The 22,229-nt window shown below is 58.8% G+C and carries 21 protein-coding genes; 4 read left to right on the top strand and 17 right to left on the bottom strand.

What is annotated here, in order from left to right; all coding sequences use genetic code 11:
• From atpD to rpmH, 17 genes are all read right to left on the bottom strand, one after another.
• Positions 1 to 1,245, bottom strand: a 1,245-nt coding sequence (gene atpD, locus NP534_RS16520) for a F0F1 ATP synthase subunit beta (protein ID WP_274099407.1), incomplete at its 3' end; no start/stop codon positions are given.
• A 27-nt stretch (positions 1,246 to 1,272) separates the two neighbouring features.
• The gene (gene atpG / locus NP534_RS16515; protein ID WP_033702434.1) at positions 1,273 to 2,133 is read right to left on the bottom strand and encodes a F0F1 ATP synthase subunit gamma; all 861 of its coding nucleotides are present in this window, start codon (positions 2,131 to 2,133) and stop codon (positions 1,273 to 1,275) included.
• Positions 2,134 to 2,181: 48 nt separating this feature from the next.
• On the bottom strand, positions 2,182 to 3,726 hold the full coding sequence (gene atpA / locus NP534_RS16510; RefSeq protein ID WP_012274911.1) for a F0F1 ATP synthase subunit alpha: 1,545 nt from the start codon (positions 3,724 to 3,726) through the stop codon (positions 2,182 to 2,184).
• Positions 3,727 to 3,747: 21 nt separating this feature from the next.
• The gene (locus NP534_RS16505; RefSeq protein WP_003253191.1) at positions 3,748 to 4,284 is read right to left on the bottom strand and encodes a F0F1 ATP synthase subunit delta; all 537 of its coding nucleotides are present in this window, start codon (positions 4,282 to 4,284) and stop codon (positions 3,748 to 3,750) included.
• A 12-nt stretch (positions 4,285 to 4,296) separates the two neighbouring features.
• Positions 4,297 to 4,767, bottom strand: coding sequence for a F0F1 ATP synthase subunit B (locus tag NP534_RS16500; RefSeq protein WP_003260032.1), 471 nt, complete (start codon positions 4,765 to 4,767; stop codon positions 4,297 to 4,299).
• Positions 4,768 to 4,825: 58 nt separating this feature from the next.
• The gene (gene atpE, locus NP534_RS16495) at positions 4,826 to 5,083 is read right to left on the bottom strand and encodes a F0F1 ATP synthase subunit C (RefSeq protein ID WP_003097235.1); all 258 of its coding nucleotides are present in this window, start codon (positions 5,081 to 5,083) and stop codon (positions 4,826 to 4,828) included.
• A 142-nt stretch (positions 5,084 to 5,225) separates the two neighbouring features.
• Positions 5,226 to 6,095 (bottom strand): F0F1 ATP synthase subunit A, encoded by an 870-nt coding sequence (gene atpB / locus NP534_RS16490; protein WP_033702435.1) that lies wholly within the window; start codon positions 6,093 to 6,095, stop codon positions 5,226 to 5,228.
• Between the two features lie 16 nt (positions 6,096 to 6,111).
• A complete protein-coding gene (locus NP534_RS16485; protein WP_033702436.1) occupies positions 6,112 to 6,519 on the bottom strand; it encodes a F0F1 ATP synthase subunit I in 408 nt (135 codons plus the stop codon).
• Between the two features lie 149 nt (positions 6,520 to 6,668).
• Positions 6,669 to 7,541, bottom strand: coding sequence for a ParB/RepB/Spo0J family partition protein (locus tag NP534_RS16480; protein WP_033702437.1), 873 nt, complete (start codon positions 7,539 to 7,541; stop codon positions 6,669 to 6,671).
• A gap of 9 nt (positions 7,542 to 7,550) precedes the next feature.
• Positions 7,551 to 8,342 (bottom strand): ParA family protein, encoded by a 792-nt coding sequence (locus NP534_RS16475; protein WP_027592075.1) that lies wholly within the window; start codon positions 8,340 to 8,342, stop codon positions 7,551 to 7,553.
• Between the two features lie 18 nt (positions 8,343 to 8,360).
• A complete protein-coding gene (gene rsmG, locus NP534_RS16470; protein WP_033702438.1) occupies positions 8,361 to 9,011 on the bottom strand; it encodes a 16S rRNA (guanine(527)-N(7))-methyltransferase RsmG in 651 nt (216 codons plus the stop codon).
• Positions 9,008 to 10,900: a tRNA uridine-5-carboxymethylaminomethyl(34) synthesis enzyme MnmG gene (gene mnmG / locus NP534_RS16465; RefSeq protein WP_274099406.1), complete on the bottom strand. Its 1,893-nt coding sequence runs from the start codon at positions 10,898 to 10,900 to the stop codon at positions 9,008 to 9,010. Before mnmG ends, rsmG begins: the two co-directional genes overlap by 4 nt.
• A gap of 535 nt (positions 10,901 to 11,435) precedes the next feature.
• A complete protein-coding gene (mnmE, locus tag NP534_RS16460) occupies positions 11,436 to 12,806 on the bottom strand; it encodes a tRNA uridine-5-carboxymethylaminomethyl(34) synthesis GTPase MnmE (RefSeq protein ID WP_274099405.1) in 1,371 nt (456 codons plus the stop codon).
• Positions 12,807 to 12,889: 83 nt separating this feature from the next.
• Positions 12,890 to 14,572, bottom strand: a complete 1,683-nt coding sequence (yidC, locus tag NP534_RS16455) for a membrane protein insertase YidC (protein ID WP_033702440.1) — start codon at positions 14,570 to 14,572, stop codon at positions 12,890 to 12,892.
• 2 nt (positions 14,573 to 14,574) lie between these two features.
• A complete protein-coding gene (gene yidD / locus NP534_RS16450) occupies positions 14,575 to 14,820 on the bottom strand; it encodes a membrane protein insertion efficiency factor YidD (protein WP_015268406.1) in 246 nt (81 codons plus the stop codon).
• On the bottom strand, positions 14,813 to 15,217 hold the full coding sequence (gene rnpA / locus NP534_RS16445) for a ribonuclease P protein component (RefSeq protein WP_077068714.1): 405 nt from the start codon (positions 15,215 to 15,217) through the stop codon (positions 14,813 to 14,815). The genes yidD and rnpA overlap by 8 nt, the downstream gene beginning before the upstream one ends.
• 13 nt (positions 15,218 to 15,230) lie before the next feature.
• Complete coding sequence (gene rpmH / locus NP534_RS16440) at positions 15,231 to 15,365, bottom strand: 50S ribosomal protein L34 (protein ID WP_003253163.1); 135 nt, start codon at positions 15,363 to 15,365, stop codon at positions 15,231 to 15,233.
• Positions 15,366 to 15,961: 596 nt separating this feature from the next.
• Here rpmH and dnaA point away from each other — a divergent pair.
• Genes dnaA through gyrB form a run of 4 tightly spaced genes read left to right on the top strand, consistent with a single transcriptional unit; the run spans position 15,962 to position 22,179 of the window.
• The gene (gene dnaA, locus NP534_RS16435) at positions 15,962 to 17,491 is read left to right on the top strand and encodes a chromosomal replication initiator protein DnaA (RefSeq protein WP_274099404.1); all 1,530 of its coding nucleotides are present in this window, start codon (positions 15,962 to 15,964) and stop codon (positions 17,489 to 17,491) included.
• Positions 17,492 to 17,531: 40 nt separating this feature from the next.
• A complete protein-coding gene (dnaN, locus tag NP534_RS16430) occupies positions 17,532 to 18,635 on the top strand; it encodes a DNA polymerase III subunit beta (RefSeq protein ID WP_027592068.1) in 1,104 nt (367 codons plus the stop codon).
• Positions 18,636 to 18,650: 15 nt separating this feature from the next.
• Positions 18,651 to 19,754: a DNA replication/repair protein RecF gene (gene recF, locus NP534_RS16425; protein ID WP_033702443.1), complete on the top strand. Its 1,104-nt coding sequence runs from the start codon at positions 18,651 to 18,653 to the stop codon at positions 19,752 to 19,754.
• A 4-nt stretch (positions 19,755 to 19,758) separates the two neighbouring features.
• Positions 19,759 to 22,179, top strand: a complete 2,421-nt coding sequence (gyrB, locus tag NP534_RS16420) for a DNA topoisomerase (ATP-hydrolyzing) subunit B (RefSeq protein ID WP_274099403.1) — start codon at positions 19,759 to 19,761, stop codon at positions 22,177 to 22,179.
• Positions 22,180 to 22,229 lie beyond the last annotated feature (50 nt).

Raw genomic sequence — 22,229 nt, 5'->3', positions numbered from 1 at the left:
CTTGCCTGGCGAACCGGTGAAGACTTCGGCCACGAAGAACGGCTGCGACAGGAAGCGCTGGATCTTACGAGCGCGGGCTACCAGTTGCTTGTCGGTCTCGGACAGTTCGTCCATACCCAGGATCGCAATGATGTCCTTCAGCTCTTTGTAGCGCTGCAGAACATACTGAACGCCACGAGCAGTGTCGTAGTGCTCGTTGCCGATCACGTTCGGGTCCAGCTGGCGCGAAGTCGAGTCCAGTGGATCGACCGCTGGGTAGATACCCAGGGAGGCGATGTCACGGGACAGAACGACGGTGGCGTCCAAGTGGGCGAAGGTGGTCGCTGGCGACGGGTCGGTCAAGTCGTCCGCAGGTACGTATACGGCCTGCACGGAGGTGATCGAACCTTCCTTGGTGGAGGTGATGCGCTCTTGCAGAACGCCCATCTCTTCAGCCAGGGTCGGCTGGTAACCTACTGCCGAAGGCATACGGCCCAGCAGTGCGGATACTTCGGTACCGGCCAGGGTGTAACGATAGATGTTGTCGACGAACAGCAGAACGTCGTTACCTTCGTCACGGAACTTCTCAGCCATGGTCAGGCCGGTCAGCGCTACGCGCAGACGGTTTCCTGGTGGCTCGTTCATCTGACCGTAGACCAGCGCTACTTTGTCGAGAACGTTGGAGTCCTTCATCTCGTGGTAGAAGTCGTTACCCTCACGAGTACGCTCACCCACACCAGCGAACACGGAGTAACCGCTGTGTTCCATGGCGATGTTACGGATCAGTTCCATCATGTTTACGGTCTTGCCGACACCGGCACCACCGAACAGACCAACCTTACCACCCTTGGCGAACGGGCAAACCAGGTCGATAACCTTGATGCCGGTTTCCAGCAGGTCGTTGCCGCCTGCCTGGTCAGCGAACGAAGGCGCTGGCTGGTGGATACCGCGACGCTCTTCTTCACCGATCGGGCCGGCTTCGTCGATCGGGTTGCCCAGTACGTCCATGATACGGCCGAGAGTGGCCTTACCAACAGGAACGGAAATGGCAGCACCGGTGTCGACGACATCCAGACCGCGCTTCAAGCCTTCGGTGGAGCCCATCGCAATGGTACGAACCACGCCGTCGCCCAGCTGCTGCTGAACTTCGAGGGTGGTTTCCGCGCCTTGTACTTTCAGCGCGTTGTATACACTCGGCACGACGTCACGTGGGAATTCCACGTCGATGACGGCGCCGATGATTTGAACGATACGTCCGCTACTCATAGCTGGATCCTCTGAATATGTGAACCGTTAAACCGCGGCAGCGCCGCCGACGATTTCCGAGATCTCCTGGGTGATCGCAGCCTGACGCGCCTTGTTGTAGATCAATTGCAGCTCTTTGATCAAATCACCGGCGTTGTCTGTGGCGTTTTTCATCGCGATCATCCGGGCCGCTTGTTCAGCAGCGTTGTTCTCGACCACCGCCTGGTATACCTGCGACTCCACGTAACGCACCATCAAGCCGTCCAGCAGCTCTTTTGCGTCGGGTTCGTACAGGTAGTCCCAGTGGTGCTTGAGTTCCTGATCCGGGGTTGCCACCAACGGTACCAATTGCTCGACCGTTGGCTTCTGGGTCATGGTGTTGATGAACTTGTTCGAAACCACCGAGAGGCGATCGATACGGCCGTCCATGTAGGCGTCCAGCATCACTTTGACGGAGCCGATCAGATCGTTGATCGATGGCTCTTCGCCCAAATGGCTGATCGCTGCTACGACGTTGCCGCCAAAGATGCGGAAGAAAGTCGCACCCTTGCTGCCGATCACGCACAGGTCGATTTCCACGCCCTGTTCGCGGTTTGCGCTCATGTCCTTGACCAGGGCCTTGAACAGGTTGGTATTCAAGCCACCGCACAGACCACGGTCACTGCTCACCACGATATAACCGGCGCGCTTTACAGGGCGCTCGATCATGAACGGGTGGCGGTATTCCGGGTTGGCGTTGGCCAGATGACCGATCACCTGGCGGATACGCTCCGCGTAAGGACGGCTAGCAGCCATGCGCATTTGTGCCCTGCGCATCTTGCTGACCGCCACTTTCTCCATGGCGCTGGTAATTTTTTGCGTGCTTTTGATGCTCGCAATCTTACTGCGAATCTCTTTTGCGCCTGCCATGTATCACCTATCAGGTTAGCAAGCGGGGGCCAGGGCCCCCGCTGCGGCTTACCAGGTCTGGGTGGCCTTGAACTTCTCGATACCGGCTTTCAGGCCTGCGTCGATTTCGTCGTTGAAGTCACCCTTCACGTTGATCTTCGCCATCAGTTCAGCGTGATCACGGTTGAAGAAGGCGATCAGTGCTTGCTCGAAGCTGCCGATCTTGGAGACTTCTACGTCGGTCAGGAAGCCACGCTCAGCGGCGTACAGCGACAGGGCCATGTCCGCGATGGACATCGGCGCGTACTGCTTCTGCTTCATCAGCTCGGTAACGCGCTGACCATGCTCCAGCTGCTTGCGGGTCGCTTCGTCCAGATCGGACGCGAACTGGGCGAATGCAGCCAGTTCACGGTACTGAGCCAGCGCGGTACGAATACCACCGGACAGCTTCTTGATGATCTTGGTCTGAGCGGCACCACCTACGCGGGATACCGAAACACCGGCGTTCACTGCAGGGCGGATGCCCGAGTTGAACATGGCCGATTCCAGGAAGATCTGACCGTCGGTGATCGAGATCACGTTGGTCGGAACGAACGCGGAAACGTCGCCAGCCTGGGTTTCGATGATCGGCAGCGCGGTCAGGGAACCGGTTTTGCCAGTCACAGCACCGTTGGTGAACTTCTCGACGTACTCTTCCGAAACGCGCGATGCACGCTCCAGCAGACGGGAGTGGAGATAGAACACGTCGCCTGGGTATGCTTCGCGTCCTGGTGGACGGCGCAGCAGCAGGGAGATCTGACGGTAGGCAACAGCCTGCTTGGACAGGTCATCGTAAACGATCAGTGCGTCTTCACCGCGGTCACGGAAGAACTCGCCCATGGTGCAACCGGCGTATGGCGCCAGGAATTGCAGTGCGGCGGATTCCGAAGCACTGGCAACAACCACGATGGTGTTGGCCAGGGCGCCGTTTTCTTCCAGCTTGCGAACGATGTTGGCGACGGTGGAACGCTTCTGGCCGACAGCAACATAAACACAGAAAATACCGGAGTCTTTCTGGTTGATGATGGCGTCGATGGCCATGGCGGTCTTGCCGATCTGACGGTCACCGATGATCAGCTCACGCTGGCCACGGCCGACAGGGATCATGGCGTCGACGGATTTGTAGCCAGTCTGTACAGGCTGGTCTACCGACTTACGCCAGATCACGCCTGGAGCAACTTTCTCGACCGCGTCGGTCTGGGTGTTGCCCAGAGGACCTTTGCCGTCGATCGGGTTGCCCAGTGCGTCGACGACGCGGCCCAGCAGTTCCTTACCAACCGGAACTTCCAGGATGCGGCCGGTGCACTTGGCGCTCATGCCTTCGGCGAGGGTGTCGTATGCACCCAGGATCACTGCACCTACGGAGTCTTGCTCCAGGTTCAGTGCCATGCCGTAGACGCCGCCAGGGAACTCGATCATTTCGCCGTACATGACGTCGGCCAGACCGTGGATCCGCACGATACCGTCGGAAACCGAAACGACGGTACCTTCGTTACGGGCTTGGGAGCTCACATCGAGGTTGTCGATGCGGCCCTTGATGATTTCACTAATTTCGGAAGGATTGAGTTGCTGCATTGCTCTGCTGCCCCTTCAAACTCAAGATTTCAATGCTTCGGCCAGTTTCGCGATTTTGCCGCGAACAGAGCCATCGATTACCAGGTCACCAGCGCGGATGACGACGCCGCCAATCAGGCTGGCATCCTCCGACGCGTGCAGGCGCACTTCCTGGCCTAACCGTGCACTGAGAACCTTGGCGAGTTTGTCTTGCTGTTCTTGGTTCAACGCGAAGGCACTGGTGACTTCCACGTCCACGGATTTCTCTTGCTCGGCCTTGTACAGGTCGAACAGAGCGGCAATCTCCGGCAGAAGCAGGAGACGGTCGTTTTCCGCGGCAACATGAATGAAATTCTGTGCCTGTGCATTGAACTTGTCACCGCACACGTCAATGAACGTGGCGGCCTTTTCTGCGCTCGTCAGTCGCGGGGCCTTGAGCAGGCGCTGCATGGTGTCGTCTTGCGACACCGCAGCAGCCAGGCCGAGCATGGCTGACCAATTGGCCAGTTGCTGATGGGCCTGGGCATGCTCAAAGGCAGCCTTAGCGTAAGGTCGGGCCAACGTGGTCAGTTCTGCCATGATCGCCCTCGCTTAAATTTCAGCGGCCAGTTTGTTAACCAGCTCCGCATGCGCGTTTTGATCGATTGTGGCGCCAAGGATCTTTTCAGCACCGCCAACGGCCAGGGCACCCACTTGGGCACGCAGGGCGTCTTTAGCGCTGTTCAGTTCCTGTTCGATCTCGGCCAGAGCCTGAGCCTTCACACGGTCAGCTTCGACGCGGGCCTGATCACGGGCTTCCTCGACAAGCTGAGCAGCGCGTTTCTTGCTTTGCTCAATGATTTCGGCTGCCTGTGCTTTAGCTTCACGCAGTTGCTGACCCGCTTTCTCTTGGGCCAGCTCCAGGTCGCGAGCTGCGCGGTTGGCAGCGTCCAAGCCGTCGGCAATCTTCTTTTGACGCTCTTGCAGAGCAGTGATGACCGGAGGCCATACGTACTTCATGCAGAAGAGTACAAAAATCAGGAAAGCAACGGATTGGCCAATCAGGGTTGCATTAATGTTCACGCCAACACCTCGCTCGGTCTTAATTCATCACAGCACATCAACTCGTTGTGACGAGTGATTAGCCGGCGATCTGACCAACGAAGGGGTTCGCGAAGGTGAAGAACAGAGCAATACCAACACCGATCATGGTTACGGCGTCGAGCAGACCGGCAACGATGAACATTTTGACCTGCAGCATCGGAACCATTTCTGGTTGACGAGCAGCGCCTTCCAGGAATTTGCCGCCCAGCAGGCCGAAACCAATGGCGGTACCCAGAGCACCCAGGCCGATCAGCAGAGCAACAGCGATAGCGGTCAGACCAACTACAGTTTCCATCTTTCCTCCCGACTTTTACGTCGTATTGGTTAGGTTTTTAGTTTGAAGCGGTAAAACAAATCGTGAGTACAGCTGCCCTTGCGGACTTTTTAAGCCCTCCCCCCGTACCGGCGGGGAAGGCTATCAGACACGCCAGGCGGTCTTAATGGTTATCTTCGTGCGCCATCGACAGGTAGACGATGGTCAGCATCATGAAGATGAAAGCTTGCAGGGTGATGATCAGGATGTGGAACACAGCCCACGCCCATTGCAGCACCACACCCAGGCCGCTCAGCCACAGCAGGCCCGAGCCGAACATGACGGCGATCAGGATGAACACCAGCTCACCGGCGTACATGTTGCCGAACAGACGCAGTGCCAGCGAGATCGGCTTGGCGATCAGGGTGACGAATTCCAGCAGGAAGTTCACCGGGATCAGCAGGGCTTGAACGAAGATGTTCTTGCTGCCGAACGGGTGCAGGGTCAGCTCACCGATGAAGCCGCCCAGGCCCTTGACCTTGATGCTGTAGAAGATGATCAGGGCGAACACGCTGAAGGCCATGGCCAGGGTCGCGTTCGGGTCGGTGGTCGACACGGCGCGGAACGGAATGTGCGGATCACCGGAGATCAGGATGGCCAGCTGAGGAATCCAGTCGACCGGTACCAGGTCGACGGCGTTCATCAGGAATACCCAGACGAAGATGGTCAGTGCCAGCGGAGCGATCACCGGGCTACGGCCGTGGAAGGAGTCCTTCACGCTGCCATTGACGAAGTCGACCATCACTTCGACGAAGTTCTGCAGGCCGCCGGGTTGGCCGGAGGTCGCCTTCTTCGCCGCCATGCGGAAGATGAACAGGAAGATCAGACCCAGCGCAACGGACCAACCCAGGGTGTCCAGGTGGAACGCCCAGAAGCCCATTGCCTTGGCTTCTGCAGCCGAATGGGCAAAGCCCCAGCTGCCGTCTGGTAGTTGACCGTAGGTCAGGTTCTGCAAGTGGTGCTGGATATAGCCCGAAGCGGTTTCTGCTGCCATGGTTGCCTCAAACGCCCTAAGGTCTCGAAAGTCTTTTATTCATTAGCAGTGGCGCGAACCAGCTGACCATTAGGGTCAGCAGGAAGACGCCGAATACTGCTAACGGCGCCAATGGCTTCACTCCTGCGAAGGTCAATGCAAACAGCACTGCCGTCAAAATCATTTTGCCTGCCTCGCCAGCGTAGAACGACTTGACGATGGCCTGCGCTGCCCGGGCTCCGCTAAAGCGAAACGCCTTCCAGGCGAAATACACATTGGGTAGCCAGGCAATCAAACCTCCGCAGAGACCTGAATATCCACTGACCGCCCCTTTCCACTGCCACACCACCAAGGTTGCCAGCAGAAGTACTACACATTGAGTCAGCAGTACCGGAAAAACCGCCCAGCGATGGAAAGGCAAGCGGTTTGGCGTGCGGATTTCCATCACAACTGCTCCTCGGAAGTCGACCAACAAGTCAGCTATGACTTGGCATAATTTGTGCCGACAAAATGCGCGCAGAGTATAGGGGTGGATTAACCCCTATTCAACTCTTCGGTAGTGATTTCCGACTGCGCGCTACAACAGGAATTGTTTCAGCGGATGTGAGCAAGGACGCCTTGCAACTCGTCAAGCGAGTTATAGCGAATAACCAACTGCCCTTTGCCCTTGTTCCCATGACGGATCTGCACGGCCGAGCCCAGGCGCTCTGCGAGCCGCTGTTCAAGGCGTGCGATATCCGGATCAGGTTTGCTCGGTTCGACCGGATCAGGCTTGTCGCTGAGCCACTGACGTACCAGTGCCTCGGTTTGGCGCACGGTGAGGCCACGTGCGACAACATGACGCGCCCCCTCCTCCTGACGATTCTCTTCAAGGCCGAGCAAAGCGCGGGCATGACCCATCTCCAGGTCGCCATGGGCGAGCATGGTCTTGATCGCTTCAGGCAGCGTGATCAGGCGCAACAGGTTGGCCACGGTAACCCGCGACTTGCCAATGGCATCGGCCACCTGCTGCTGGGTCAGTTCGAACTCCTGCTGCAGGCGCTGCAGGGCGAGGGCCTCTTCCAGCGGGTTGAGGTCTTCGCGCTGGATGTTCTCGATCAGCGCCATCGCGATGGCCGCTTCGTCCGCCACTTCACGGACCATGGCCGGCACGGTGTCCAGGCCAGCCTGCTGGGTGGCGCGCCAGCGGCGCTCACCGGCGATGATCTCGTAGCGGTTGTCGCCCACCGGGCGAACCACGATCGGCTGCATCACGCCATGGGTGCGAATCGAGTGCGCGAGTTCTTCCAGCGCCACCGGGTCCATGTCGCGACGCGGCTGGTACTTGCCACGCTGGATCAGCTCGACCGGCAGGTGTTGCAGTTCCTTCTGGTCAATCTTGACAGCCTGCTCTTCGAGCGCGCTGACGGAAGGACCACTGAGCAGAGCATCCAACCCACGTCCGAGACCTCGTTTCTTAACGGCCATACGGATTCCTTAAGTTGTTTGTGCAGTGCGTGATGGACGGCGCTGACGGCGCACCAGTTCCCCGGCCAGGGCCAGATAAGCCAGCGCACCACGCGACTGCTTGTCGTAGGCCAGGGCCGGCATGCCGAAGCTCGGGGCCTCGGCCAGGCGAATGTTGCGCGGGATGACCGTGTCGTACAGCTGCTCGCCGAAGTGCTCCTTGAGCTGGGCCGAAACATCGTTGTTCAGGCTCAGGCGCGGATCGAACATGGTCCGCAGCAGGCCTTCGATTTTCAGCTCCGGGTTCAGCCGGGCGGCGATGCGCTTGATGTTATCCACAAGGTCGCTGAGGCCTTCCAGTGCGTAGTACTCGCACTGCATGGGGATGATCACCCCATCGGAAGCCACCAACGCGTTGAGGGTCAGCATCGACAACGACGGCGGGCAGTCGATGAGAATGAAGTCGTAGTTCTCGCGGATCGGCGCCAGGGCGTTGCGCAGGCGGCTCTCCTTGACCTGCATTTCCAGCAGCACCACTTCGGCGGCGGTCAGGTCACGGTTGGCCGGCAACAGCTGGAAACCACCGTGCTCGGAGTAATGCATGGCCTGAGCCAGATCGCATTCCCCGATCAGCAAGTCGTATACCGAGTGCTCGAGCTCGTGCTTGTCGACACCGCTGCCCATGGTGGCGTTGCCTTGCGGATCGAGGTCGATCAGCAGCACACGACGTTTGGTCGCGGCCAGCGATGCCGCGAGATTGATACAGGTGGTGGTCTTGCCCACACCACCTTTCTGGTTCGCGATTGCGAATACCTTAGCCATTGATGCGCGTGTTCCCAGTCATGCCTTGCGGCGCAGTATCAGCAGATGGCGCTGGCCCTGGCAACCTGGAACGGTCAGGGCCTGCTCGCTTTCCACTGTGAAGTCTGCGGGCAATGCTACCAGTTCATCGGCAGGATGCAGCCCCTTCATTGCAAGCCATTGCGTCCCGGTGTCGCCCAGATGGCGGGTCCAGTTGGTGAAGTTCTCCATGCTGCTGAAGGCACGCGAGATGATTCCGCTGAACGGTTGCGCCGGTTTGAACGCTTCTACCCGGCTGTGGATAACCTGCAGGTTGTCCAGCTTGAGCTCCATTTTCACCTGGGTCAGGAAGCGGGTCTTCTTGCCGTTGCTGTCCAGCACCGTCACCCGCTTGTGCGGGTGCAGGATAGCCAAGGGAATGCCCGGCATGCCACCCCCGCTGCCGACATCCAGCCAGTTATCGCGCTCGCTGTGGATAAACGACATGACGCTGAGGCTGTCGAGCAGGTGCCGGGAAACCATCTCGTCCGGATCGCGCACGGCAGTGAGGTTGTAGGCCTTGTTCCATTTGATCAACAGGGCCAGGTAGCCCAGCAGCATCGTGTGCTGCTGCGCGCTCAGCTCGATGCCGAGCTGGCGCGCGCCTGTGGACAATTCTTCGGCGTGTTGCGGGGTGACCAGGGAACTCAAGCGCTTTGCTCCAATTCGCGGCCTGCGCCGCGTTTTTTCAGATGAATCAGCAGCAGCGAAATGGCCGCCGGTGTCACACCAGGAATACGCGAAGCCTGGCCCAGCGTCTCGGGACGGGTCTGGCCGAGCTTGCCCTGGATCTCCTTGGACAGGCCGGAAATCGTGGTGTAGTCGATATCCACAGGCAGGCGAGTATCTTCACTGGCGCGCAGACGGGCGATCTCATCCTGCTGGCGGTCGATGTAGCCCGCGTACTTGGTCTTGATCTCGACCTGTTCGGCAACCTGTGGATCGATGGCATCACCCCCGGTAGCCTCGATCAGGCCGGCGTAATCCACTTCCGGCCGTGCCAACAGGTTGAGCAGGCTGTATTCGTGGCTCAACGGCGTACCGAACTTATCCACAACCGCTTGCCCCTGCGGGGTATTAGGGCGAACCCAGGTCGACTTGAGGCGCTGTTCCTCACGCTCGATGCCATCACGCTTGGTGCAGAACGCCGCCCAACGCTGGTCATCGATCAGGCCCAGTTCACGGCCTTTCTCGGTCAGACGCAGGTCGGCGTTGTCCTCGCGCAGGATCAGCCGGTATTCGGCACGCGAGGTGAACATGCGATACGGCTCCTGGGTACCCAGGGTGATCAGGTCGTCGACCAGTACGCCGATGTACGCCTCGTCGCGGCGCGGGCACCAGCTTTCGCGGCCTTGCGCGCGCAGCGCAGCGTTGGTACCGGCCAGCAGGCCTTGCGCACCGGCTTCTTCGTAACCGGTGGTGCCGTTGATCTGGCCGGCGAAGAACAGGCCGGCGATGACTTTGGTCTCGAGGCTGTACTTCAGGTCACGCGGGTCGAAGTAGTCGTACTCGATGGCATAACCCGGGCGCACGATGTGGGCGTTTTCCATGCCGCGGATCGAACGCACCAGCTCCAGCTGCACATCGAACGGCAGCGAAGTCGAAATACCGTTGGGGTACAGCTCATGGGTGGTCAGGCCTTCCGGCTCGATGAACACCTGGTGGCTTTCCTTGTCGGCGAAGCGATGGATCTTGTCTTCGATCGACGGGCAGTAGCGCGGGCCGACGCCTTCGATCACACCGGAGTACATCGGCGAACGGTCGAGGTTCGAGGCGATGATCTCGTGGGTACGTGCGTTGGTGTGGGTGATCCAGCAGCTCACCTGGCGCGGGTGCATCTGGGCATTGCCCATGAACGACATGACCGGGATCGGTGTGTCGCCCGGTTGTTCGGTCATCACCGAGAAGTCCACCGAGCGGCCATCGATACGTGGCGGGGTACCGGTTTTCAGACGGCCGACGCGCAGCGGCAGTTCACGCATGCGGTGTGCCAGCGCGATCGAGGGCGGATCGCCGGCGCGGCCGCCGGAATGGTTTTGCAGCCCGATGTGGATAAGCCCACCGAGGAAGGTACCGGTAGTCAGCACCACGGATTCGGCGAAGAACCGCAGGCCCATTTGGGTTACCACGCCTTTGACCTGGTCCTGTTCGACGATCAGGTCATCGCAGGACTGCTGGAATATCCACAGGTTTGGCTGGTTTTCCAGGATTTCGCGAACCACTGCCTTGTAGATGGCGCGGTCAGCTTGCGCTCGGGTGGCGCGTACGGCCGGGCCTTTACGGTTGTTCAACACGCGGAACTGAATGCCGCTCTTGTCGGTGGCCAGCGCCATGGCGCCGCCGAGCGCATCGATCTCTTTGACCAGATGGCTTTTGCCAATACCGCCAATCGCGGGGTTGCAGCTCATGTGACCGAGGGTTTCCACGTTGTGGGTCAGCAGCAGGGTTTTGACACCCATGCGTGCAGACGCAAGCGCAGCCTCGGTACCGGCATGGCCGCCGCCGATGACGATCACTTCAAAACGGGAAGGGAAATCCACCACGCACCTCGTGCCTGTTTTTGCGAATAGAGAAGGTAAGCCGACAAGTATAGGGACTTACCCCCTTGCAAAGGAACCGTTTGCGCAAAATTTGATCAGGCTGTGGATGAGTGGCAAACAACAGAAATCAAAGAAGAGAAATTTAAAAAGCTTTGTTTTTATGTTTATTCCTATGCACGCACCTTTCTGTGGATAAGGTTACACAGGCCTTATCTGGCGCTGTGTACAGATAAATAAAACCCTGTTATTCAAGTGCCATGAGGGCTATGGATAACGTCATTTAACCTGTGGATTAAATGCCTATTTACCCACAGGCGGTTTTTTCCTCAAGAAAAAGAGTAGGTTATCAAGAGACCTGAAGGTGGGTTATCCCCAGGGTACAGGCGCACCTATTTTCACCTGTGGATGAAAAAAACCAGGATCTGGACTGCCTTCTTGGCCAGCGCACAGCCAGTGAGGTGATTGCCGAGCAAAAAAAAAGCCGCTCCCGAAGGAGCGGCCTGGTGTCGCCAGTGGCCTTGTGAAGGCCTGTGTACTACTTGCCGATGCAGAAACTGGAGAAGATACGCCCCAGCAGGTCATCTGAGCTGAACGCCCCTGTGATCTCTCCCAGGGCGTGCTGAGCCTGGCGCAGGTCCTCTGCCAGCAGTTCACCGGCGCCAGCCTGGGTCAGCTGCGCACGGCCATGCTCCAGGTGATCGCTGGCCTGGCGCAGGGCATCCAGGTGGCGCCGGCGGGCACTGAAACCGCTCTCGGCAGTCTGTTCGTAGCCCATGCAGGCCTTGAGGTGGTCACGCAGCAGCTGCAAGCCGCTATCGTCATCCTTGGCGCTGAGGGTGATGGTCACATGGCCGTCGTCACACTGCTCCAGGCCCACGGCTTCACCGCTGAGGTCGGCCTTGTTACGGATCAACGTGACGTTGCCAGGGTCCGGGCGCTGATCGAGGAACTCCGGCCAGAGGGCGAAGGGATCGCTGGCTTCGGGTGCCGTGGAGTCGACCACCAGCAACACACGATCAGCTTCGCCAATGGCCTTGAGCGCCCGCTCGACACCTATCTTTTCCACATGGTCATCGGTATCACGCAGGCCTGCGGTGTCCACCACGTGTAACGGCATGCCGTCGATGTGGATATGTTCACGCAGGATGTCCCGGGTGGTGCCGGCGATGTCGGTGACGATGGCCGCTTCGCGACCGGCAAGCCGGTTCAGCAAGCTGGATTTACCCGCATTCGGGCGGCCGGCGATCACTACCGTCATGCCATCGCGCAGCAGTGCCCCCTGCCCGGCTTCGCGTTGAACTGTGGACAACTCGCTGCGCACGGTATCCAGCATCGACAGCACGTGGCCATCGGCGAGGAAGTCGATCTCCTCCTCAGGGAAGTCGATCGCCGCCTCCACGTAGATGCGCAAGGCGATCAGCGCCTCGGTGAGGCTGTGCACACGTTTGGAGAACTCACCCTGCAGCGAGCGCAGGGCATTGCGCGCCGCCTGGCTGGAGCTGGCCTCGATAAGGTCGGCGATCGCTTCAGCTTGTGCCAGGTCGAGCTTGTCGTTGAGAAACGCACGCTCGCTGAACTCACCCGGGCGGGCCAGCCGGCAACCGAGTTGTACACAGCGCTGCAGCAGCATGTCCAGGACCACAGGCCCGCCATGCCCCTGGAGCTCGAGGACATCTTCACCGGTGAACGAGTTGGGCCCTGGGAAGTACAAGGCGATGCCTTCGTCCAGCACCAGGCCCTGGTCATCGCGAAACGGCCCGTAATGGGCGTGGCGAGGGGTCAGGGTACGGCCAGTGATGAGCTGACCTGCCTGGGCAGCCAACGGGCCGGACAACCTGACAATGCCCACGCCTCCGCGGCCCTGGGCGGTAGCGATGGCGGCGATGGTCTCACGCACAGTGTTCATGCTCGAAAGCCTCTACGACAAAAAACGACAGATAGCAAAAACGCCCCACTAGGGGGCGTTTTTATTCACAGACTAGCAGCCCGTCAAGCAGCAGCTTTCTTGCTCGCTGCTTCGATACGGCGGGTGATGTACCACTGCTGGGAAATCGACAAGCAGTTGTTCACAACCCAGTACAGCACCAGACCAGCCGGGAACCACAGGAAGAAGAAGGTGAAGATGATTGGCATCATTTTCATGACCTTCGCCTGCATCGGATCCGGCGGCGTCGGGTTCAGACGCTGCTGAATGAACATGGTGGCGCCCATGATGATCGGCAGGATGAAGAACGGATCCTTGATCGACAGGTCAGTGATCCACAGCATCCATGGGGCCTGACGCATCTCGACGCTTTCCAGCAGTACCCAGTACAGGGCCAGGAATACCGGCATCTGAACCAGGATCGGCAAGCAGCCACCCAGCGGGTTGATCTTCTCTTTCTTGTACAGCTCCATCATCGCCTGGGACATCTTCTGGCGATCATCGCCGAAGCGTTCCTTCAGCGCGGCAAGCTTCGGCGCCACGGCACGCATGCGCGCCATCGAGCGGTAGCTGGCAGCCGACAGCGGGAAGAACAGACCTTTGATCAGCATGGTCAGCACGATGATCGACCAGCCCCAGTTACCCAGCAGGCTGTGGATATGTTGCAGCAGCCAGAAGATCGGCTGGGCAATGAACCACAGGAAGCCGTAGTCGACGGTCAGTTCCAGGCCTGGGGACAACTCCTTGAGCTTGGACTGGATCTTCGGACCGGCGTACAGCATGGCGCTGGTTTCGACCTTGCCGCCAGCAGGGACGCTGATAGCCGGGCCGGTGTAACCGATGATGTAGTTGCCTTGGCTGTCCTTGCGGGTCTGGACAACGTTGTTGTCCGACTTTGCCGGGATCCACGCGGTTACGAAGTAGTGCTGCAGCCAGGCGACCCAGCCGCCGGACACATTTTCTTTCAAACTACCTTTGTCGATGTCTTTCATCGACACTTTCTTGTACGGCTCGGCAGCTGTCCACAGGGCAGCGCCCAGGTAGGTAGCGGTGCCGGTTGCCGTGCTCGAAGACGGATCGCCACTGGCGTCACGCTTGAGCTGGGCAAACATGTTGCCGCTCCAGGGCTGTGCGCTCTGGTTGTCGATCAGGTAGCTGACAGTCAGGTCGTACTCACCGCGCTTGAAGCTGAAGCGCTTGATGTAGTTCACACCGTTGTCGCTGAACTTCAGGTCGACCACCAGTTGTTCCTGGCCATCGGCCAGCTGGTAGCTGCGCTGCTCGGCCGCGTACAGCGGGCGACCAGTGGAACGGGCGTCCGGGCCGTTGGCGCCGGTCAGGCCGCTCTGGGCCAGGTACACACGCTCGCCGCCATTGTCGAACAGCTGGAACGGAATGTTCGGGTGGTCCTGACGGCGTGGGTACTTCGGCAGGTTCAGCTGGACGATGTCACCACCGACCGGGTCGATAGCCAGTTCCAGAACATCGGTCTTGACCCGGACCAGATCCTTGCTGAGTGCGACCGGTGCCAGTTCGGCAGGGCTCGATTCGGCGTTGGCGCTCGGTACATCGGCGCTGGCACCGTTGTTACCGGCCGGCACGCCATCGGGCAAGCCCGGAGCAACAGTGCTGGCAGCAGTATTCTGAGTCGGCAGGGCAGCTTGGCCGTAGTCATCGTTCCACTTCAGGACCATGACGTAGGACACGACTGCCAGCGCGGCGATCAGGATCGTGCGTTTAATATCCATGATTACTCGGCTATCGAAGAAGTTCGGGAGGAAGGAGCGGGTGGAACGGGGTCGAAACCGCCGTCGTTCCACGGATGACAACGCCCCAGGCGACGAACGGCCAGCCACCCACCACGCCAGAGGCCATGGTTTTCGATGGCTTCGTAAGCGTAACAGGAGCAGCTGGGGAAGAAACGACAGTGATTGGCCATCAGAGGACTGATGGCATAACGGTAAAACTGGATCGGAACGAGTGCCAGTTTACGCATCTTGGCTGTCTACCCCTGCGGAATCGGCGCTAACCGCTGGAGATGGCCGGCTGCGCGCCAGGCGTTTCCAGAGCTTGCCAAAGTGTTGATGCAATTCCGGGTTTTCTACCTCACCCAATCCCTTGCGCGCGACGATCACGATGTCCAGGCCAGCGAGTATCTGCTGGTTCAGACGAAAGGAATCGCGCATCAAGCGCTTGAGGCGATTGCGTTGAACGGCGAGCTTGACGCTCTTCTTGCCAATCACCAGGCCAAGGCGTGGATGATCGAGGCCGTTCTCGCGAGCAAGGATCAGCAGGTTTTTCCCTGGAACCTTGCCGGTTGGGGAGTCGAAGACCGCTTTGAAATGTCGGGGTGTAAGCAGTCGCTTTTCCCGACTGAAGTCCTGACTCACCACCTGTGCCGAAAAATCAAATGGCCAGACGCTTACGGCCTTTGGCACGACGACGCGACAGAACAGCGCGGCCGTTCTTGGTAGCCATACGAGCACGGAAACCGTGAGTGCGCGCGCGCTTGATGGTGCTTGGTTGGAAAGTACGTTTCATGGCGTGTTACCTGGGTTTGTCGACGACGGCCGGGATGGCCCCCTTTTTAAGAGACCGGCGATTCTAGAGAAAGCAAGGCAATAGGTCAATTTCCAACCAGTCATTCCTTATAGACGGCGTGATGCGTTTGCTCGGCCAGCGGTTGCCCAGACACGAGCCATTCGGGATCCCCCCACCGTGGATAACATGATAAAAAAGAAGAGACATTTAAAAAGCTTTCTTAAAGAACTTATAAATCTTAAGTGGATAACTTTCTGTGGATAACCTTCTACAGCCCAGAAAAATCGGACTGTACAGAGTTTTGAAACCCTGTCGGTATCCGGTGCTGCGCTTGTGCTGCGCCTGCGTAGAATCTGTGTATAAAAAGGTGCTTTATCCACAGTCGAATTATCCACAGATTTCGACCCAGGGTTGTGCATAGCCCTCAGGTGCTGTTATCCACAGGGTTTATGCACAGCTGTATAAAGACGTTTTGGTCGATAAATGGCTGTTTTGCCATGACTCCTAACGTATCCACATGTGGATAACTGATCGCTCGACCGGTACAATGGCGGTTTGCTTTTGCCTCATCCGGCTTTCAAACTCAGGGGATATCCGTGTCAGTGGAACTTTGGCAGCAGTGCGTGGAGCTTCTGCGCGATGAACTGCCTGCCCAGCAATTCAACACCTGGATCCGTCCGCTACAGGTCGAAGCCGAAGGCGACGAGTTGCGCGTCTATGCGCCTAACCGTTTCGTTCTCGATTGGGTCAATGAAAAGTACCTGGGTCGTCTGCTCGAGCTGTTGGGTGAAAACGGCAGCGGCATTGCACCTGCCCTTTCCTTATTAATAGGCAGCCGTCGCAGTTCGGCGCCGCGTGCCGCCCCCAATGCGCCTGTCAGTGCCGCTGTGGCTGCTTCGCTGGCGCAGACCCAGGTACACAAGGCTGCGCCCGTTGTTGTGTCGGCAGAACCTGCCGCTGCACCGGTAGAGCCTGTTCTGGTCAACGAGGTGGCTGAGCCGTCGTCGCGCGACAGCTTCGATGCCATGGCCGAGCCTGCGCCGGTGCCGGCTACCAGCACCCGTACCGAACAGCGCACCGTTCAGGTTGAAGGCGCGCTCAAGCACACCAGTTACCTGAACCGCACGTTCACCTTCGACACGTTCGTCGAAGGTAAGTCGAACCAGCTGGCGCGTGCGGCTGCCTGGCAGGTTGCCGACAACCCCAAGCATGGCTACAACCCGCTCTTCCTTTATGGCGGCGTCGGCCTGGGCAAAACCCACTTGATGCATGCTGTGGGTAACCACCTGCTGAAGAAAAACCCGAATGCCAAGGTGGTCTACCTGCACTCGGAGCGTTTCGTCGCCGACATGGTCAAGGCGCTGCAGCTCAATGCCATCAACGAATTCAAGCGCTTCTATCGCTCGGTCGATGCGCTGCTGATCGACGATATCCAGTTCTTCGCCCGCAAGGAGCGCTCGCAGGAAGAGTTTTTCCACACCTTCAACGCCCTGCTCGAGGGCGGCCAGCAGGTGATCCTCACCTCCGACCGCTACCCGAAAGAAATCGAAGGCCTGGAAGAACGCCTGAAGTCCCGCTTCGGCTGGGGCCTGACCGTTGCAGTCGAGCCGCCAGAGCTGGAAACCCGTGTGGCGATCCTGATGAAGAAGGCCGACCAGGCCAAAGTCGAGCTGCCCCATGACGCAGCCTTCTTCATTGCCCAGCGCATCCGTTCCAACGTCCGTGAACTGGAAGGTGCACTGAAGCGGGTGATCGCTCACTCGCACTTCATGGGCCGCGACATCACCATCGAACTGATTCGCGAATCGCTGAAGGATCTGTTGGCGCTGCAGGACAAATTGGTCAGTGTGGATAACATCCAGCGCACCGTGGCCGAGTACTACAAGATCAAGATCTCCGATCTGTTGTCCAAACGGCGCTCGCGCTCTGTCGCGCGCCCGCGCCAGGTGGCCATGGCCCTGTCGAAGGAGCTGACCAACCACAGTCTGCCGGAGATCGGCGACATGTTTGGTGGTCGCGACCACACGACCGTGCTGCACGCCTGCCGCAAGATCAACGAACTGAAGGAATCCGACGCGGACATCCGCGAGGACTACAAGAACCTGCTGCGGACGCTGACGACCTGATGGCCGTCTGCGCAGCTAATTGAAGGCAAGGGACTAGACCATGCATTTCACCATTCAACGCGAAGCCCTGTTGAAACCCCTGCAACTGGTCGCCGGTGTCGTCGAGCGCCGTCAGACCTTGCCGGTCCTGTCTAACGTATTGCTGGTTGTGCAAGGCCAGCAACTGTCGTTGACCGGTACCGACCTGGAAGTCGAACTGGTAGGCCGCGTGCAACTCGAAGAGCCAGCCGAGCCTGGCGAAATCACTGTCCCGGCGCGCAAGCTGATGGACATCTGCAAAAGCCTGCCGAACGACGTCCTGATCGATATCAAGGTCGACGAGCAAAAACTGTTGGTCAAGGCCGGCCGCAGCCGCTTTACCCTGTCGACCCTGCCTGCCAATGACTTCCCGACTGTGGAAGAAGGCCCGGGCTCGCTGACCTGCAACCTGGAGCAGAGCAAGCTGCGCCGCCTGATCGAACGCACCAGCTTCGCCATGGCCCAGCAAGATGTTCGCTACTACCTCAACGGCATGCTGCTGGAGGTATCGCGTAACACCCTGCGTGCGGTGTCTACCGATGGTCACCGCCTGGCACTGTGCTCGATGAGTGCACCCATCGAGCAGGATGATCGCCATCAGGTCATCGTGCCGCGCAAAGGTATCCTTGAGCTGGCGCGCCTGCTGACCGACCCTGAAGGCATGGTCAGTATCGTCCTGGGGCAGCACCATATCCGCGCGACCACCGGCGAATTCACCTTCACCTCCAAGCTGGTGGACGGCAAGTTCCCTGACTACGAGCGCGTATTGCCCAAGGGCGGCGACAAGCTGGTGGTGGGGGATCGTCAGGCACTGCGTGAGGCCTTCAGCCGTACCGCGATCCTGTCCAACGAGAAGTACCGCGGTATTCGCCTGCAACTGGCCGCTGGCCAATTGAAGATTCAGGCCAATAACCCGGAACAGGAAGAAGCTGAAGAAGAAATCAGCGTCGACTATAACGGCAGCGCGCTGGAAATCGGCTTCAACGTCAGCTACCTGCTGGACGTGCTGGGCGTCATGACAACCGAGCAGGTGCGTCTGATTTTGTCCGACTCCAACAGCAGTGCGCTGCTGCAGGAGGCTGGCAATGATGATTCGTCCTACGTTGTCATGCCGATGCGTCTGTAACCTGTAGCAGAGCGAATGTCCCTTCGACGTATCATGGTCACCGCGGTGCGCAACCTGCACCCGGTGACCCTTTCACCTTCTCCCCGCATCAACATCCTCTACGGTGCCAATGGCAGCGGCAAGACCAGTGTGCTTGAAGCTGTGCACCTGCTTGGGCTGGCGCGGTCCTTCCGCAGTACGCGTCTTAACCCCGTCATCCAATACGAGCAGCCAGCGTGCACCGTGTTTGGCGAGGTCGAGTTGACGTCGGGAGGCACCAGCAACCTGGGGGTATCTCGTGAACGGCAAGGCGAGTTCACCATCCGCATCGACGGGCAGAATGCCAAAAGTGCTGCGCAGTTGGCCGAACTGTTGCCGTTGCAGCTGATCAACCCGGACAGTTTCAGGTTGCTGGAGGGCGCGCCGAAGATTCGCCGCCAGTTCCTGGATTGGGGAGTGTTCCACGTGGAACCTCGGTTTTTGCCTGCCTGGCAGCGTCTGCAGAAGGCGCTCAGGCAGCGAAACTCGTGGTTGCGGCATGGTACACTTGACCCAGCTTCGCAAGCCGCCTGGGACCGGGAATTGTGCCTGGCCAGCGCGGAAATAGATGAATACCGTCGCAATTACATCATGGCCTTGAAGCCCGTCTTCGAGCGAACCCTGAGCGAACTGGTCGAGCTTGACGGGTTGACCCTGAGCTATTACCGAGGCTGGGACAAGGACCGGGAACTCAACGAAGTCCTCGCCTCCTCTCTCCTTCGTGATCAGCAGATGGGCCATACCCAGGCCGGTCCGCAGCGTGCTGATCTACGACTTCGATTGGCTGCCAACAACGCAGCCGACATTCTGTCGCGAGGGCAGCAGAAACTTGTGGTGTGTGCGCTACGCATTGCCCAAGGGCACCTCGTCAGTCAGGCTCGCCGCGGTCACTGTATTTATCTCGTGGATGATTTGCCGTCAGAACTGGACGAGCAACACCGCCGCGCATTGTGCCGCTTGCTTGAAGAATTACGCTGCCAGGTGTTCATCACCTGTGTAGATCACGAATTACTGAGGGAAGGCTGGCAGACGGAAACGCCAGTTGCTTTGTTCCACGTGGAACAAGGCTGTATCACCCAGACCCACGACCATCGGGAGTGAAGGCATGAGCGAAAATCAAACGTACGACTCCTCCAGCATCAAGGTGCTGAAAGGTTTGGATGCCGTACGCAAGCGTCCCGGCATGTACATTGGCGACACCGATGATGGTAGCGGCCTGCACCACATGGTCTTCGAAGTGGTCGACAACTCGATCGACGAAGCCCTCGCCGGTCATTGCGATGACATCACCGTCATTATCCACACGGATGAATCCATCAGCGTGCGCGACAACGGTCGCGGCATTCCGGTCGACGTGCACAAAGAAGAAGGCGTTTCTGCAGCTGAGGTCATCATGACCGTGCTGCACGCCGGCGGTAAGTTCGACGACAACTCGTACAAAGTATCTGGCGGCCTGCACGGCGTGGGTGTTTCTGTAGTGAACGCCCTGTCCGAAAAGCTGGTACTGACAGTACGTCGCAGCGGCAAGATCTGGGAGCAGACCTACGTTCATGGTGTCCCCCAGGCGCCGATGGCGATTGTCGGTGACAGCGAAACGACCGGTACCCACATCCATTTCAAGCCTTCGGCTGAGACGTTCAAGAACATCCACTTCAGCTGGGACATCCTGGCCAAGCGGATCCGTGAGCTGTCGTTCCTCAACTCGGGCGTCGGCATTCTGCTCAAGGATGAGCGCAGCGGTAAGGAAGAGTTCTTCAAGTACGAAGGTGGCCTGCGGGCTTTCGTCGAGTACCTGAACACCAACAAGACGCCGGTTAACACCCAGGTGTTCCACTTCAATGTTCAGCGTGAAGATGGCGTGGGCGTTGAAGTCGCCCTGCAGTGGAACGACAGCTTCAACGAGAACCTGTTGTGCTTTACCAACAACATTCCGCAGCGTGATGGTGGTACTCACCTTGTGGGCTTCCGTTCTTCGCTGACCCGTAGCCTGAACAGCTACATCGAGCAGGAAGGCCTGGCCAAGAAGAACAAGGTCGCAACCACCGGCGACGACGCCCGTGAAGGCTTGACCGCAATCATCTCGGTCAAAGTCCCGGATCCCAAGTTCAGCTCCCAGACCAAGGACAAGCTGGTCTCCTCGGAAGTGAAAACTGCCGTGGAACAGGAGATGAACAAGTACTTCTCGGACTTCCTGCTGGAAAACCCGAACGAAGCCAAAGCTGTTGTCGGCAAGATGATCGACGCTGCCCGAGCGCGTGAAGCGGCGCGCAAGGCGCGTGAGATGACTCGCCGCAAAGGTGCACTGGACATCGCTGGCCTGCCAGGCAAGTTGGCTGACTGCCAGGAAAAGGACCCTGCCCTTTCCGAACTGTACCTGGTGGAGGGTGACTCCGCAGGTGGTTCGGCCAAGCAAGGTCGCAACCGTCGCACCCAGGCTATCCTGCCGCTGAAGGGCAAGATCCTCAACGTCGAGAAGGCTCGTTTCGACAAGATGATCTCGTCCCAGGAGGTCGGCACGCTGATCACTGCGCTGGGCTGTGGTATCGGTCGCGAAGAGTACAACATCGACAAGCTGCGTTATCACAACATCATCATCATGACCGATGCTGACGTTGACGGTTCGCACATCCGTACCTTGTTGCTGACCTTCTTCTTCCGTCAGCTGCCTGAGCTGGTCGAGCGTGGCTACATCTATATTGCCCAGCCACCGTTGTACAAGGTGAAGAAAGGCAAGCAGGAGCAATACATCAAGGACGACGAGGCCATGGAAGAATACATGACCCAATCGGCCCTGGAAGATGCCAGCCTGCACCTGGACGAGTCGGCGCCAGCGGTTTCCGGTGTTCAACTGGAAAGCCTGGTGAACGAGTTCCGTGGCGTGATGAAGACCCTCAAGCGTTTGTCGCGCCTGTACCCACAGGAGCTGACCGAGCACTTCATCTACCTGCCGGAAGTCACCCTGGAGCAGTTGGGCGACCACGCTGTGATGCAGGCCTGGCTGGCCAAGTTCCAGGAGCGTCTGAACAACAGCCAGAAGTCGGGCCTGGCTTACAATGCCAGCCTTCGCGAAGACAAAGAGCGCAATGTCTGGCTGCCGGAAGTGGAAATCACCTCGCACGGTCTGGCCAGCTACATCACGTTCAACCGCGATTTCTTCGGCAGCAATGACTACCGTACCGTGGTCAACATCGGTGCCAAGCTGTCCAGCCTGCTGGGTGAAGGTGCCTATGTTCAGCGCGGTGAGCGTCGCAAGGCGATCGTCGAGTTCAAGGAAGGCCTGGACTGGCTGATGAACGAAAGCACCAGGCGCCACACCATCCAGCGATACAAAGGGCTGGGTGAGATGAACCCGGACCAGCTGTGGGAAACCACCATGGACCCAACCGTGCGCCGCATGCTCAAGGTCACAATCGAAGACGCGATCGCTGCCGATCAGATCTTCAACACCCTGATGGGTGACGCGGTGGAGCCTCGCCGCGAGTTCATCGAAAGTAATGCGCTGTCGGTGTCGAACCTGGACTTCTGATCGGGTTCAGATCGACTGCCATAAGAAAGCCCGCGCAAGCGGGCTTTTTT

Source organism: Pseudomonas sp. 39004 (assembly GCF_028682155.1).
Classification (GTDB): domain Bacteria; phylum Pseudomonadota; class Gammaproteobacteria; order Pseudomonadales; family Pseudomonadaceae; genus Aquipseudomonas; species Aquipseudomonas capeferrum.
Note: the sequence above shows the minus strand (reverse complement) of the source record. Positions and strands in the feature narration are given on the sequence as shown.